The sequence below is a fragment of the Microvirga sp. HBU67558 genome (assembly GCF_018069605.1).
GTDB classification, from domain to species: domain Bacteria; phylum Pseudomonadota; class Alphaproteobacteria; order Rhizobiales; family Beijerinckiaceae; genus Microvirga; species Microvirga terrae.
This window is the reverse complement of record NZ_JAGPUP010000553.1, coordinates 85322-99424: the sequence shown is the minus strand read 5'-3', so window position 1 is coordinate 99424 and position 14103 is coordinate 85322. Positions and strand designations below refer to the sequence as shown.

13 protein-coding genes are annotated in these 14103 nt (G+C 61.8%); 5 read left to right on the top strand and 8 right to left on the bottom strand.

Annotation, left to right across the window (positions count from 1 at the left end; all coding sequences use genetic code 11):
* The 7 genes from KBI52_RS25570 to KBI52_RS25540 all read right to left on the bottom strand — a co-directional run.
* The coding region (locus tag KBI52_RS25570) for a ThuA domain-containing protein (RefSeq protein WP_210812176.1) at positions 1-311 on the bottom strand (311 nt) is incomplete at its 3' end.
* Positions 312-341: 30 nt separating this feature from the next.
* The gene (locus KBI52_RS25565; RefSeq protein WP_210812175.1) at positions 342-1517 is read right to left on the bottom strand and encodes a Gfo/Idh/MocA family protein; all 1176 of its coding nucleotides are present in this window, start codon (positions 1515-1517) and stop codon (positions 342-344) included.
* A 5-nt stretch (positions 1518-1522) separates the two neighbouring features.
* On the bottom strand, positions 1523-2290 hold the full coding sequence (locus KBI52_RS25560; protein WP_210812174.1) for a sugar phosphate isomerase/epimerase: 768 nt from the start codon (positions 2288-2290) through the stop codon (positions 1523-1525).
* Between the two features lie 69 nt (positions 2291-2359).
* On the bottom strand, positions 2360-3439 hold the full coding sequence (locus tag KBI52_RS25555) for an ABC transporter ATP-binding protein (protein WP_210812173.1): 1080 nt from the start codon (positions 3437-3439) through the stop codon (positions 2360-2362).
* 3 nt (positions 3440-3442) lie between these two features.
* A complete protein-coding gene (locus KBI52_RS25550) occupies positions 3443-4327 on the bottom strand; it encodes a carbohydrate ABC transporter permease (protein WP_173948556.1) in 885 nt (294 codons plus the stop codon).
* Positions 4324-5250, bottom strand: a complete 927-nt coding sequence (locus KBI52_RS25545) for a carbohydrate ABC transporter permease (RefSeq protein WP_371823212.1) — start codon at positions 5248-5250, stop codon at positions 4324-4326. The genes KBI52_RS25550 and KBI52_RS25545 overlap by 4 nt, the downstream gene beginning before the upstream one ends.
* An 89-nt stretch (positions 5251-5339) precedes the next feature.
* Positions 5340-6581, bottom strand: coding sequence for an ABC transporter substrate-binding protein (locus KBI52_RS25540; RefSeq protein WP_210812172.1), 1242 nt, complete (start codon positions 6579-6581; stop codon positions 5340-5342).
* A 182-nt stretch (positions 6582-6763) separates the two neighbouring features.
* Between KBI52_RS25540 and KBI52_RS25535 the strand changes: the two genes are divergently transcribed.
* The 3 genes from KBI52_RS25535 (at position 6764) to KBI52_RS25525 (ending at position 10512) form a co-directional block, all read left to right on the top strand.
* Positions 6764-7810, top strand: coding sequence for a LacI family DNA-binding transcriptional regulator (locus KBI52_RS25535; protein ID WP_210812171.1), 1047 nt, complete (start codon positions 6764-6766; stop codon positions 7808-7810).
* A gap of 40 nt (positions 7811-7850) precedes the next feature.
* A complete protein-coding gene (locus tag KBI52_RS25530) occupies positions 7851-8849 on the top strand; it encodes a Gfo/Idh/MocA family protein (protein WP_210812170.1) in 999 nt (332 codons plus the stop codon).
* Positions 8850-9072: 223 nt separating this feature from the next.
* Entirely contained in the window at positions 9073-10512 is a 1440-nt protein-coding gene (locus KBI52_RS25525) for a phosphomannomutase (protein ID WP_210812181.1), read from the top strand.
* 8 nt (positions 10513-10520) lie between these two features.
* Here the strand turns inward: KBI52_RS25525 and KBI52_RS25520 are convergent, their stop codons facing one another.
* Positions 10521-11405 (bottom strand): glycosyltransferase family 2 protein, encoded by an 885-nt coding sequence (locus KBI52_RS25520; RefSeq protein ID WP_210812169.1) that lies wholly within the window; start codon positions 11403-11405, stop codon positions 10521-10523.
* A 458-nt stretch (positions 11406-11863) separates the two neighbouring features.
* Between KBI52_RS25520 and KBI52_RS25515 the strand changes: the two genes are divergently transcribed.
* Entirely contained in the window at positions 11864-13171 is a 1308-nt protein-coding gene (locus KBI52_RS25515) for a nucleotide sugar dehydrogenase (RefSeq protein ID WP_210812168.1), read from the top strand.
* Positions 13172-13254: 83 nt separating this feature from the next.
* Positions 13255-14100 (top strand): ABC transporter permease, encoded by an 846-nt coding sequence (locus tag KBI52_RS25510; RefSeq protein WP_210812167.1) that lies wholly within the window; start codon positions 13255-13257, stop codon positions 14098-14100.
* Positions 14101-14103 lie beyond the last annotated feature (3 nt).

The window sequence follows — 14103 nt, the reverse complement described above, 5'->3', positions numbered from 1 at the left end:
CCGCCGCACATGAACTGGTACTCGACCGCCTCGCGGAAGGCGTCCCCCATGCCGCCGTGATAGCCCGCGAGGCCCGTGCCTTCGCGGACAGCCTTGGAGAGATTGGCCACCTCGTCCTTTTCGATCTTCGACATGGTGTAGATCGGCACGATGAGACTCATCGTGGAGAGCTGAGGGCTGGCAAAGGCACGGGTCGATGTCTCCAGGTGAACCTGAAAACCCTCGTCCCGCAGCAGGCCGGCCACGATGGTGGCGCATTGCTCCGGCTCATGGCCGGGCCAGCCGCCCCACACGATGAGTGCTTCGCGCATCGTTCCTTCTTTCTTCCGCTGTGATCGATCTCAGGCTGCAGAGGCCGTCTGAGGCTGCCCCTTCCAGAGGAGCGCCGCGTCGGCATCCTCCAGAACCGCCGGCCGCTCAAGCGTCGTGGTGATCGCCCGGGGCTGCCCGGTCGCTGCTCCTTCGAGGACGCTGTGCATGACCTCGAGGACGTGCAGACCGAGGCGACCGCTGGAGCGGTGCGGGCTACCGTTCAGAACCGAGCTCGCGAGGTCGGCGAGGCCGAGCGCACGGTAATTGGCCTTGTTCGGAACCTCGGGAGCCCAGTTGGGCGAGCGCCAGTTGGGAGAGCCCAGTGGCATCTCGCTCGAATCGACGGCGCGCCAGTCGCCGCCGCGCTCGGTGATCTCCACGTGGCCGCCGAAGAAGTTCGGATCCGGTACGCGGAGCGAGCCCTCCGAGCCATAGATCTCGATCGCCGGATGGCTGTGCTTCCACACGTCCCAGCTCATGCAGAAGGTCACCTGCGCGCCGGAGGCGAATTCGAGAAGCGACATCACATGGGTCGGCGTCTCGACCGGAATCCGGTGACCCTTGCGCGGGGACTCGGACGTCACGATGCGCTCTGGAAACCCGATGCTCGACATGGCGAGGACGCGCTGGACGGGGCCAATCAGATTGACGAGGGCACTCAAGTAGTAGGGCGCCATGTCGAGGATCGGTCCGCCGCCGGGCTTGAAGAAGAATTCCGGATCCGGATGCCAGTGCTCCATGCCGTGCGACATCAGGAAGGCCGTTCCTGACAGGATGCGTCCGACCTTGCCCTCATCGACGAGGTTGCGGGCGAGGCGCCCGCCCGCACCGAGGAAGGTGTCAGGGGCGCAGCCGAGATGAAGGCCACGCGCCTCCGCTTCGTCCACGAGCCGGCGACCCTGCTCGAAATCGACCGCAAGGGGCTTTTCCGAGAAGACGTGCTTGCCGGCGCTGAGTGCCGCGAGCGAGACGCCGAAATGAGCCGCCGGGACGGTGAGGTTGACCACCAGGTCGATGTCGTCACGGGCGAGCAGTTCGTCGACGGTCAGGGCCTCGATGCCGTGCCGGCTTGCCTGTGCCTGTGCCACCTCGGGCTTCATGTCCGCGCAGGCCCGCAGGGTGAGGCCGCGATAGGCGGGAATGTTCTGGAGATAGATACCTGAAATGTTGCCGCATCCGATGATGCCGACGTTGAGGGAGTTCATGGTCCTTAATCCTCGATCGTGCGCAGGAAGGCAAAGCTGTTGCGGGCTGTCTGTCTCGGGTCCGCGGGCTTGTCGTGCTCGACGACCATCCATTTCGCGCCCGCCGCACGGCACACGCGCCAGAGGTCGCGCCAGTCCAAGGTGCCCGAGCCCACATCGGCCCAGCCATCCTGGTCTTCATTCTGACCGGCGGGGGCGATATCCTTCACGTGGGCGGCCGTGATCCGGCTACGGTACCGGTCGATCCACTGTTTCGGATCGGCATTGCCGCGCACGAGCCAGGCCACATCGACCTGCCAGGTGAGGGGGCTCGATCCGGCGGCCTCGAAGATCAGTTCGAGAGCCGTTTTCGCCCCATCCTTCGGCTTCAGCTCCCAGTGATGATTGTGGTAGCCGAGACGGATCCCATTGTCCTGAAAGCGTTCGGCGATCTGCCCGAGCTCGCGGCCGAGCGAGCGCCAGCCGTCGGCCGCCATGTCGCGCTCGTCCGGCGGAACGGCCGGCATGTAGAGGTCCGTGAGGCCAAGCGTCCGGCATGCCTCGACGATGGCGTCGGGCTTTTCGCGCAGGGCCGCCATGCTGACATGGCTGGACGAGGCTTTGAGACCCCGCGCATCGAGCTTCGTGCGGACCTCGGCGGCTTTGTCCAAGTGTGAGCCGACCGCTTCCACATGGCGATAGCCGGCCTCGGCCACCGTGTCGAGGATCTGGTCGAGGTCCTCGAGCGATCGCAGGGTGTAGAGTTGAATGGAAAGACTGTCCGTGACGCTCATGGAATCCTCAAGGTTCGTGACGACAGGCGCGACCCGCCATGCGGTGGGGCCGGTCGCGATGTGGGGTGGTCACAGGCGCTCGCCGGTCTCTGCCGAGAAAAGGGAGGCCTGCATGGGGTCGATATGCAGCGTGAGGCTCTCGCCCGGCGCGGCCCGGCGGCTGCCTGTGGTGCGCACCTGAACCGAGCCAATCGGATCGCTGCACCAGATGATGGTGTCCGCGCCCATGGGCTCGACGATGTCGACCTTGAAGCCGGGCCATATGCCGTTGCTCGCAATCTCGAGATGTTCGGGTCGCACGCCGAGCACGACCTCCTGACCCGACGACGGGGCGGTCGCGAACGGGTAGGCCGACAGGGACAGGCGGCGGTCCCCGGCCAGGAAGCTCAGTCCCTCTCCGGTGTTCTCGAGGCGGCCCTTGATGAAGTTCATCTGCGGTGAGCCGACGAAGCCCGCCACGAACAGGTTGGCGGGGCGATGATAGATCTCGTCGGGCGTGCCGATTTGCTGGATCTTCTGCTCCCGCATGACCACGATCCGGTCGGCGAGTGTCATGGCCTCGATCTGATCGTGGGTGACGTAGACCATGGTGGTCTTGCCGAGCCGTGCATGCAGCCGCTTAATCTCGACGCGCAGTTCGTTTCTCAGCTTGGCGTCGAGGTTGGAAAGCGGCTCGTCGAACAGGAAGACGGCGGCGTCGCGGACAAGCGCTCGGCCGATGGCGACGCGCTGGCGCTGGCCTCCGGAGAGCTGGTCCGGGCGCCGGTCGAGGAGGGGTGTGATCTGAAGGAGTTCGGCCGCCTTAGTGACCCGCTTCTCGATCTCGGGGCGCGGCGTCTTCGCCATCTTGAGGCCGAAGGACATGTTCTCGCGCACGCTCATCCGGGGATAGAGAGCATAGGACTGGAACACCATGGCAATGCCGCGGTCCTTGGGCTCCTCCCAGGTCACGTTCTTGCCGTTGATCCAGATCTGACCCTCCGCCACGTCGAGCAGGCCCGCGATGGCGTTGAGCAGGGTGGACTTGCCGCACCCCGACGGCCCGAGCAGGACGATGAATTCACCCTCGTCGATATCGAGGGATAGCCCGTCGAAGACCTGAACGGACTCGAATGCGACGGTCACATCACGAACGGAAACGGTCGACATGCCTTATCCCTTCACAGCGCCGGCGGCGATTCCGCGGACGAACCAGCGGCCAGAGACGAAATAGACGACGAGTGGAACGAGGGCTGCGAGCATGGTCGCCGCCATGTCCACGTTGTAGGCACGCTCGCCCTGGGTCGAGTTGACGATGTTGTTGAGCTGCACGGTCATCGGCAGGTTCTCGCGCCCCGCGAAGGTCAGACCGAAGATGAAGTCGTTCCAGATGCCGGTGACCTGCAGGATGGTCGCGACTACCAAGATAGGCGTGGACATCGGCAGGATCACCCGGAAGAAGATCGACCAGAACCCGCCACCGTCGATGCGCGCCGCCTTGAACAACTCGATCGGCAACCCGGCATAATAGTTGCGGAACAGCAGGGTCATGGTCGGCAGACCGAAGATCACGTGAACCAGAACGATGCAGGTGAGCGAATTGTAGATCCCGGTCATCGAAAAGATGCGCACCAGGGGGTAGAGAAACACCTGGTAGGGGATGAAGGCCCCGAGCAGCAGGATGCCGAACATGACGTTCGCACCCTTGACGCGCCAGAACGACAGCGCATAGCCGTTGATGGCACCAGCGATGATCGAGAGGATCACCGACGGGATCAGGATGCGCACGGAGTTCCAGAAACCCACACTGATGCCGTTGCATTCCAGGCCCGTGCAGGCGGAAGACCAGGCCTTGGTCCAGGCATCCATGGTCATGGCGGCGGGCAGCGCGAGGATGTTGCCGAGCCGGATCTCGTCCATGGGCTTGAGCGACGTCACCACCATGATCCAGAGCGGCAGCAGGAAGAACAGGGCGGCCGTAACCAGGAAGACGTAGACGCCGATGCGGCCAATGGTGAGGTGACGAGGACGGCGGCCCTGTGGCACAGCGGTGCTCATGCATGCCTCCCTTGCGGACGAACGTAGCGGGTGTAGACCCAGGGAGCCAGGACGATCACCACTGTGATCAGCATGATAGTCGCGGCAGCCGTTCCGAGGCCGATGTTGTTGCGCTCGAACAGATGATCCATCACAAACTTGGCCGGCACTTCGGTGGCGATGCCGGGACCGCCGAGGGTCATGGCCACGACGAGGTCGTAGAGCTTCACGACACCGGTCGCAAGCAGCACGGTGGCGGTGACAACCATGGGGCGCAGCAGCGGCAGGACGACGGAGGTGTAGACACGCCAGGTCGGAATGCCGTCCACCTTTGCGGCCTTCCACAGGTCCTTGTCCACGCCGCGCAAGCCCGCGAGCATGATCGCCATGGTAAGTCCGGAGCCGTGCCAGAGGCCAGCGATCACAATGGTGTAGATCGCCATCCTCTGGTTGACGAGCCAGTCGAAGGTGAAGCTCTCGAAGCCCATATCGCGGACCAGCTTCTGCAGACCAAGTCCGGGATTGAGGAACCACTGCCACGCGACGCCGGTGACCACGAAGGACATGGAATAGGGGTAAAGGAACACAGTTCGGAAAAGTCCCTCGCCGCGCACGTTCTGATCGATGAACACGGCCATGAGGAAGCCGATGATCAGGCAGCCCGAGATGAACAGGGCGCCGAAGATGACGATGTTCTCGGCCGAGGTGACGAACCGGTCATTGGCGAAAAGGCGGGTGTACTGCGTCAGGCCAAACCAGTCGAGCTTGGGCAGGAGGGTCGAACTCGTGAAGGAGAGCCGCACGGTCCAGAGCATGCAGCCGATATAGACGACGAGGACAATGAGCGCCGTCGGCAGGAGGGCAACGGCTGCGGGCAGGCGTGTGCGTGCGCTGCGTCGCGCTTTCGTGCCGCTCGGAGAGGTACTGGGTGCGCAGATCGAGATCGTTTCCACCAGGCAGGCTCCATTGCGAGTGCATCAAGACTCAATGATGGAGACCTCGCCCCGGCGTGACCGGGGCGAGGTGGGGTGATTTAGGTGGCGTCGCGCATGGCGTTGACGATTTTCTCGATGAAGGCGTCAGCCGACATGTTCGGGTTGTTCCAGTACTGCGTGACCGCATCCTGCATGGCGCCCGAGAAATTCGGCGGGCTCAGGATCTCCATGCTTTCCACCTGGTTGGCCGGATCGCTCAGGATGGAGTGGGATTTCTGAGCGCAGATATCCATGGATGACACGTCAACATCCATCCGGACCGGGATGGAGCCCTTCTTCTTGTTGAACTCGATCTGCGTGGTGGGATCGAGCAGGACCTGGATCAACTTGTCCTGGGTGGCCAGCGCCGCCTTGTCCTTGGTCGCCGGGAAGACGAACACGTCCCCGCCGATGACCAGCTTGGGTTCCTGCCCGACAACCGTGCAGCCGTACTCCTTGCCTGCCGTCTGGCCTGCCGCGATGAATTCACCCTTGGCCCAGTCGCCGTTGAAGTGCATCGCCGCCTTGTTGGTGATGACGAGTGCCGTCGCGTCGTTCCAGTTGCGGCCCGGGCTGCCCGGATCGACAAGACCGCGCATCTTTCCGAAGAGTTCCACCGTTTCCTTGAACTTGGGGGTCTTCACCACATCCGGTTTGCGGGTGCCGTAGAGTTGACGGAACATGTCCGCTCCGCCATGGCCGACGACGACGGCCCGGAACAGGTTGTGCTCCCAGGTCGGCTGGCCGCCGAGCGCCAGCGGAATGATGCCCTTGGCCTTCAGCTTCTCACCACTCTCGACCAGTTCTGGGAAGGTCTTGGGTGGCTCAAGACCGGCATCGGCGAAGATCTTCGTGTTGTAGAACATCCAGTTCTGGCCGTGAATATTGACCGGGACAGCGAAGAACTTACCTTCGCGCACAGTCGCATCGACGATCGGCTTGGGCATGATCTGCCGCCACTTGCCTGCCTGTGCCTGCTGGTCGACGTCACGGACCAAGTCATTGCTGACCAGCTCGTCGAATTGCTTACCAGTGTTGAATTGCATCATGGTCGGGGGATTGCCGCCCACCATGCGGTTGATGCCGGCCGTACGGGCATTCGCGCCGCCGGCGATGGCATTGTCGACCCAGGTGCCTCCGCCCTTTGTGAACTGATCGGCGAAGACCTTGACCGATGCGGATTCGCCGGCCGAGGTCCACCAGTGCAGAACCTCTGCTTTCATCTGCTGCGCGAACGCACCGCTGCTCCAGATCAGGGCAATAGAAAGGGTATACGCGGAAACGCGTGTCTTCATGCTCATGGCTTCCTCCCAGAAGCGTCTTATCGATTGTTGTAATCGATTACATCTTGGGGTATAGGTTGTAGTGGCTTTTTAGATTAGTCAAGACACTAGTTGAGGGAAGTTATATCCTATGAGAGAAGGTAACATGTCTTGATAAGGGGGTGGGGGAAACCTCAATGAGTCGGAAAAGATGGCGTTCCGTGAAGGAGATACGCATCGCCGATGTGGCTCGTCTTGCGGGCGTCTCGACGGCGACCGTCAGCCGCGTTCTGTCCGAACCTGGCAAGGTGCGGCAGAAGACGCACGACGTCGTGATGGAGGCGGTGCGCCGCAGCGGCTACATTCCCAATAGCACGGCGCAGAAGCTGCGCACGCGCCGCACCATGAACGTGCTGGTGGTCGCCCCGCGTCTTACGAATCCGGTTTTTGCCGAGATCCTCCGCGGAGTCGACGACGAACTGACACACTCAGGATATGGGATCATCATCGGCAACCTTGACAACCGCAGGGAGCGGGAGGCCCGCTATGTGGACCTCGCTTTGTCCCGGCAGGTGGATGGCATCCTTCTGCTGACTGGGTACATTCCGGAAAACGGCACCCGTGACATGCGGGAATCCGGGCTGCCCATCGTCGCCGTGTGCGCTGCCATCGAGGACGAGGCGATTCCGAACGTGGTCGTTCAGGACCGCGAAGCCTCCCACAGGGCTGTCGAATATCTAGCCGGGCTCGGGCATCGCCGTTTCGGCTATATCTCCGGAACGCCGAGTTCGATCATCGAACATGAACGGTTCCAGGGGTTCCGCGAGGGTATCGCCGCGAGCGGCTTCCGGCAGGATGACTTCGTCCGCTGGGAGGGGTCCTTCGTCTTCGCGACAGGCGTCGCAGCGGCCGAAGCCTTCCTGGCCATGAAGGACCGCCCCACCGGGATCTTCGCGGCCTGTGACGAGAGCGCGATCGGTTTCATCAAACGGGTCAGAGCCGAACGCGTCCGGGTCCCGCAGGATGTCTCCGTTATCGGCTTCGACGGCATCGAGTTTGCGGATTATACCGAGCCTACGCTCACAACCTTTCGGCAGCCCCTGCATGAATTGGGGCGCGTGGGCGCCGATGTTCTCATGAAGCTGATCAGAGGCGAGATGAAGGCCGCGGATTGGAATGTCCGATTGCCGCTGACGCTCCTGGAGCGGGACACCACGGGACCTGTTCTGCATAAGGATTACAAGTCGCTGCGCCGATCGGCGATGTGAGATCGAAGCCGCCCACGAGAGACCAATCGAGGAGAACGCCATGCAGCCTGTCCGTTGGGGAATTCTGAGCACCGCGAAGATCGGTCGGGTGAAGGTTGTCCCCGGTATGATGAAGAGCCCGCTCTGCAAGGTCATTGCGGTTGCGTCACGAGACGAGGCATCCGCGCGGGACATGGCTGCGGAGCTCGGAATCGCGAAGGCCTACGGCTCCTATGAGGCGCTTCTTGCCGATCCTGAGATCGAAGCAGTCTACAATCCGCTGCCCAATCATCTGCATGTGCCGATGACCTTGGAGGCGGCCGCCGCTGGCAAGCATGTCCTCTGCGAGAAGCCGATCGCCATCACGGCCGGAGAAGCGGAGCAGCTCAAGCGCGCTGCGTCGCAGGTCATGCTCGCGGAGGCCTTCATGGTCCGCCATCATCCACAATGGCATCGGGCCCGCGACGTGATTCGCAGCGGCGAGATCGGAGATCTGCGCGCGATCCACGTCGTCTTTTCATATTTCAACGTCGACCCGGGCAACATCCGCAACAATCCCGATATCGGCGGGGGAGGGCTCCTCGATATCGGCTGCTATGCGGTCGTGGCCGGGCGCTATGCCTTTAACGCCGAGCCCCAGCGGGTGGTGGCGCTTGTGGATCGTGATCCGGGCTTCGGCGTCGACCGCACCGCCAGTGCCCTTATGGACTTCGGAGGAGGGCGGCAGCTGGCCTTCACGGTCTCGACCCAGGCGGTGCCCTATCAGATAGTCCAGATACTCGGAACGAAGGGGCGAATCGAGATCGAGGTTCCCTTCAACGCACCGCCCGACAGCCCCACACGGATCTTCGTCGATGACGGCAGCCAGCATGGCGATCGCTCCGCGCGAGCCCTCGATTTTCCCGCGGTGGATCAGTACCAACTTCAAGGGGAGGCCTTCAGCCGGGCGGTCAGAGGCGCGGCACCACTCGAATTCGGTCTGGAAGACGCCATCCTGAACATGCGAATCTTGGATGCGTTGCGGAAATCGGAAGTGTCCGCCGCATGGGAAAGCGTTTAGCACCAGGGCTCAAGGCTTAAAGTCGCGATGCCTTTGCGGTAATCCGTATAACTCCGTCATCCATCCGGGTGACCCGTCCGAGCCGACCGGGTGCGTTGACTTGCAAGGGCGGGCTCGAAATTATTCTCGCATTCGAATGTCGAGGAACGCCGCTTTTGATCGCAAGCGGCCTTGAGCCCCCCAACCTAGAAGCAGGCAGCCCCGGATGGACATGAACCCAGCAATCGTCCCGTCGTCCTTGAAGTTCGGCACGAGTGGGCTGAGGGGTCTGGTGGTCGAACTGAACGGCGTTCCGGCTTTCGCCTATACCCGCGCATTCGCCGAGATGCTCAAGGAGGACGGCTCCGCGGCGGCGTCCCGCAATGTCGTGCTGGTCGGGCGGGATCTGCGCGAGAGCAGCCCGAGCATTGCCCAACTCTGCTGTGCGGCGCTGCATGAAGCCGGCCTCGTACCGCTCGATTGCGGCGCTCTTCCCACTCCGGCGCTGGCTTTTCATGGGATGCGCTTCGGCATTCCGGCGATCATGGTGACCGGAAGCCATATCCCGGAGGATCGCAACGGGCTGAAATTCTACCGGGCCCAGGGCGAGATCGACAAAAAGGACGAGGCGAGCATTCTGGCCTGGCATGGCAAGTTGGGGATCGCCTCCGTGCCCGAGGCCGCCCGGGGGATCCGTGCAGGGAGGCCGGACATCGATCTCGTAGCCGCCTACAAGGCTCGTTATCGCGACTTCTTCGGGGACGGGGCATTGAAGGGCCTCACGGTCGGGGTCTACCAGCATTCGTCGGTGGCTCGGGATGTCATCGTCGAGATGCTGGAGTCCCTAGGAGCCCGGGCCGTGCCGCTCGGGAGGGCCACCAGCTTCATCCCGGTCGACACCGAAGCCCTGCGCGAAGAGGACGAGATTCTGGCCCGGCAATGGGCCGGCGAACAGTCGCTCGACGCCATCGTGTCGACCGACGGCGATGCAGATCGCCCTCTGATCTCGGATTCAGGCGGAACATTCCTGCGCGGAGATCTCGTGGGGGCGATTACGGCCAAGTCTCTCGGGTCGGACGCGATCGTCACGCCTGTGACCTCCAACTCCGCTCTCGAGGAGTTCGGTGCCTTCGGAACAGTTCTCCGCACCCGGGTAGGGTCACCCTACGTCATCGAAGGCATGGCTGAGGCCATCGCATCCGGGGCGCAGGCTGTCGTCGGGTTCGAGGCCAACGGCGGCGTGCTGCTCGGTTCCGACATCGCGCGGGACGGGCGCCGGCTTGTGGCCCTCCCGACCCGGGACGCGATGCTGCCGATTCTCTGCGCCCTCGGCGAGATCGTCACGCAAGGCAAGCCTCTTGCCGACATAGGTGCGACTTTCGCCTTCAAGGCCGCGGCCAGCAACCGTCTTCAGAATGTTGCGACGGACAGAAGCGCAGCTTTCGTTGCTCGATTGCAGCAGGAAGAGGCGTTCCGGGCCGAGCTGATGGCTCCCTTAGGCGGTGTGGCCGCGGTCAATGCCCGCGACGGTTTGCGAATCACGGCGAAGAATGGCGAGGTTGTGCATTTCCGCCCGTCTGGTAACGCACCCGAACTGCGGGTCTATGTGGAGGCTGCGGCAGCAGATCGAGCCGAACAGCTATTGGAATGGGGATTGGCTGAGGCCAGGCGGCGGGTCGGGTAAGCCCGGCATCAGCGATTGATAGGGCCGAGGCGGCCGGCAACACTATCGCGAATGCCCTTGAGGATGAGTTTCAGCCTGGCCGCTCGCTGGTCGGCGAGAGTTGGGTATGTCGCGAGGAACGCCAAGCTTCGGCTGACGAAGTAGAGCTTCCAGGCGAGGGGTGTGTAGGGCTGGCGAGCAAGCCAGAGAGCGTTTCTCACCCAGTAATAGTTCCGGATGGGCACGTGGACAGCAACCTCACGCGGCCCGACCTGCACGGTTCCGCTCCCGAGCCGATGTTCCACGTTCGCTGTGGGAGAGAGATAGCTCCTGTACCCTGCCGCCTGGGCGCGAAAGCACCACTCGACGTCGACGAGATCGATGAAGAGATTTTCCTTGAATCCTCCCACCGCCTTCAGAACTGACAAAGGGATCAGAGAGCCCGAAGCAATGATGAAGTCGCTGGCAATTGGACGCGTCTCGTTGGCAAGAGAGAGCCGGGACAAGCGCACCCCACCGGCGCGATAGGCTCGCGTTTGTCGCTGGCTGTTGAGTTCAAAATAGGCTGGGCCAATGGCGGCTGTTCTCCCTTCGTCCCGGTCGAGCGACGAAAGATCTTGCGCCAGGTTCATCACCGTTCCAGGTTTGAAAACCGTATCCTGGTCGAGCAGCAGGACGTGGGTAAAACCGTTGGCCAAGGCTCTGGCAACGCCCTGGTTCTGTGCCGCGGCGATCCCGATATTCTCATGATTTTCAAGGGTTTGACCTCCAGCTTGGGCGGCCGTTCGCCGGATGTCTTCGACATTGGCCGACCCATTGTCGACGACCACAAGGCCCTGGACCTGCGATGAGGCCGACCCGAGGACATGAGCCAGAAGCGCAATCTCCGGATTATATGTGACCGCGACGGCCAAGATGCGCATGGAAGCCCCCTGGATCAGGCGAGCGTAGTAAAGCGATGTTCGAAGACGGGCAAGCACCGGGAGGGACGCAGGTCACTGACCTATCCCAGGTGTCTCTCGAAGACTGCCCGAGTTCGCCCGCCCCGCCTGCGCATTCCTGCGGGACAATCGAGTCCGGACCTCGCCGGAAGTTCAACTCCATCAGTATCTTAGCCCTTTTTGCACACCGGCCGGGATCAACAGGCTTGGTTCCAACCTTCGCGCGTTGAGGCAGATAGGGGCCAGGGTTGCTGGAGAACAGCCGAAGAGGTATAGCGGCGTTCGAAGGGACTCCGGTCAGGCTTGCCGGCCGAGAGGTTCTTCCCTTGCGAAAGGCGCGGCACTATGGCGCTTTCCTGAGGTATGCGGTCCGGATCAATGCCCTTATAGAAGGGACTCGCTTCCCCACGAGCCTGTAGCCGAGATTTTCGATGCACCAAGATACGCTGCTGAAAAAGCTGAACGATAGAACCGCTGTGATCGGTATCGTGGGATTGGGCTATGTCGGTCTGCCGTTGTCTCTCCGGTATGCCGAGGTTGGCTACAGGGTTGTCGGCTTCGACATCGACCAGAGCAAGGTCGAGGTCTTGAAGCAGGGACGGACCTATATTGAGCATATCGGCTCCGAGGGCATCGCCAAGGCAATCGGGAATGGCTTTGAGCCGACCTCCGACCTGTCCCGCGCCCGCGAGGTAGATGCGCTGATCCTGTGCGTTCCGACACCTCTAAACAAGTACCGCGAGCCGGATCTCAGCTTCGTTCTGAACACCGTCGATGCTCTCGTCCCGCATCTGAGGGCTGGTCAGGTCATGTCACTGGAGAGCACGACCTATCCCGGCACCACTGAAGAGGAACTGCGGCCTCGGATTGAGAAGGCCGGCTTCACGGTAGGTGAGGATGCATTTCTCGTCTTCTCGCCGGAGCGCGAGGATCCAGGCAATGCCAAGTTCAGCACGCACACGATCCCCAAGGTCTGCGGCGGCTCCACCCCGTCCTGCCTTGAGGTCGGCATGGCGCTCTACGGTCAGGTGATCAATACAGTCGTTCCAGTCAGTTCGACTCAGGCGGCCGAGCTGACGAAGCTTCTGGAAAACATCCATCGCGCGGTCAACATTGGCCTTGTCAACGAGATGAAGATCATCGCGGATCGCATGGGGATCGACATCCACGAGGTGATCCGCGCGGCTGCAACCAAGCCGTTCGGTTTCGTCCCGTACTATCCGGGACCTGGACTTGGCGGCCACTGCATTCCAATCGACCCCTTCTATCTGACTTGGAAAGCACGCGAATACGGGCTGCACACACGCTTCATCGAGCTTGCCGGCGAGATCAACAGCACGATGCCTGAATGGGTGGTCGAGAAGATCGCCAACGCGTTGAACGAGCGCGAGAAGCCGATCCGCGGCAGCAAGATCCTCGTCCTCGGCATCGCCTACAAGAAAAACGTTGATGACATGCGGGAGTCGCCCTCTGTCGAGTTGATGACGCTGCTCCAGGCGAAGGGCGCGATGATCGCCTACAGCGATCCGCATGTTCCGAGATTCCCGAAGATGCGGCGTTATTCGTTCGATCTGGAGAGCGTCGAGCTAAGTCCGGAGGTGCTGGCCGGCTACGATCTTGTCCTGCTGGCCACGGACCACGACAAGTTCGACTATGAGACCATCGAGAAGCACGCCAAGCTCATCGTGGATACTCGTGGACGGTACCTGGGCGCTCGTCGCAACGTGGTGAAGGCGTAAAAGCTGCGGAGCTGACTGGGAGTACGGGTGTCAGCCTGCGATAGAGCTGGCGGGGAGGGTCCGAAATTGGATCTGCCCCCGCCTTGGATCGACAGCACAACGCCAGGATTGAGATCAAGGAAGCGAATTTGAGAGCGGATGAGAAGGCCTTGGAGGTGCTACGCGAGGTTCGCGACGGCTGGCGCTGGCGTGAGCTGTGGATGACGCTTGGCTGGCGCGAGGTTAAGATGCGCCATCGTCGATCGGAGATAGGACCGTTCTGGAATACTCTCAGCCTCGCTTTCGTCGCAGCCGCCATTGGTGGCCTGTACGGCGGAATCATGGGGCGCCCGATGTCAGAGTACATCCCGCATCTCGTTACCGGCTACATGATATGGACCTTGTTGCAGGCGCTCGTGACCGAGGGCAAGGATGCATTTGTGAGCAATGCATCGGCGATCCGAGAAATTGCTGTTCCCGCAACGGTTTATGTCTACAAGCTTCTCTGGAAGAACCTGATCATCTTCTGCTATAACGCCATTGTTTACGTCGCCGTTATGCTTCTTTATCAGGTTTCGCCGTTTCCGAATGTCATATTCGTTCTGCCCGCTTTGGCAGTTGTGGTGTTGAATGGGATTTGGGTTGCCCTTCTACTAGGCCTGATTAACGTCCGTTACAGAGACTTGGGGCAGTTGATACCGAACGCCATGCGCCTTGCCTTTTTCGTGACGCCGATCCTCTGGTATCCGGATAGTGTCAAAGGACTTCGGACGATTTTCGTAGACTTCAATCCTTTCTACTATTTCATCGAGCTCGTGCGTGCGCCGCTTCTGGGGCAGACACCGAGCGCGATGATCTGGACTGTTACTCTCGCGATCACCCTGGTTGGATGGGGTATCACGGTCCCGATCTATGCCCATTGGCGTCGTCGGATTGCATTCTGGGTTTGAGGT

Bases quoted from the DNA above. Each gene is read 5' to 3' on its own strand.
- KBI52_RS25540 (WP_210812172.1), bottom strand. From the start codon at position 6,581: ATGAGCATGAAGACACGCGTTTCCGCGTATACCCTTTCTATTGCCCTG.
- KBI52_RS25515 (WP_210812168.1), top strand. From the start codon at position 11,864: ATGCACCAAGATACGCTGCTGAAAAAGCTGAACGATAGAACCGCTGTG.
- KBI52_RS25530 (WP_210812170.1), top strand. From the start codon at position 7,851: ATGCAGCCTGTCCGTTGGGGAATTCTGAGCACCGCGAAGATCGGTCGG.
- KBI52_RS25550 (WP_173948556.1), bottom strand. From the start codon at position 4,327: ATGAGCACCGCTGTGCCACAGGGCCGCCGTCCTCGTCACCTCACCATT.
- KBI52_RS25555 (WP_210812173.1), bottom strand. From the start codon at position 3,439: ATGTCGACCGTTTCCGTTCGTGATGTGACCGTCGCATTCGAGTCCGTT.
- KBI52_RS25560 (WP_210812174.1), bottom strand. From the start codon at position 2,290: ATGAGCGTCACGGACAGTCTTTCCATTCAACTCTACACCCTGCGATCG.
- KBI52_RS25565 (WP_210812175.1), bottom strand. From the start codon at position 1,517: ATGAACTCCCTCAACGTCGGCATCATCGGATGCGGCAACATTTCAGGT.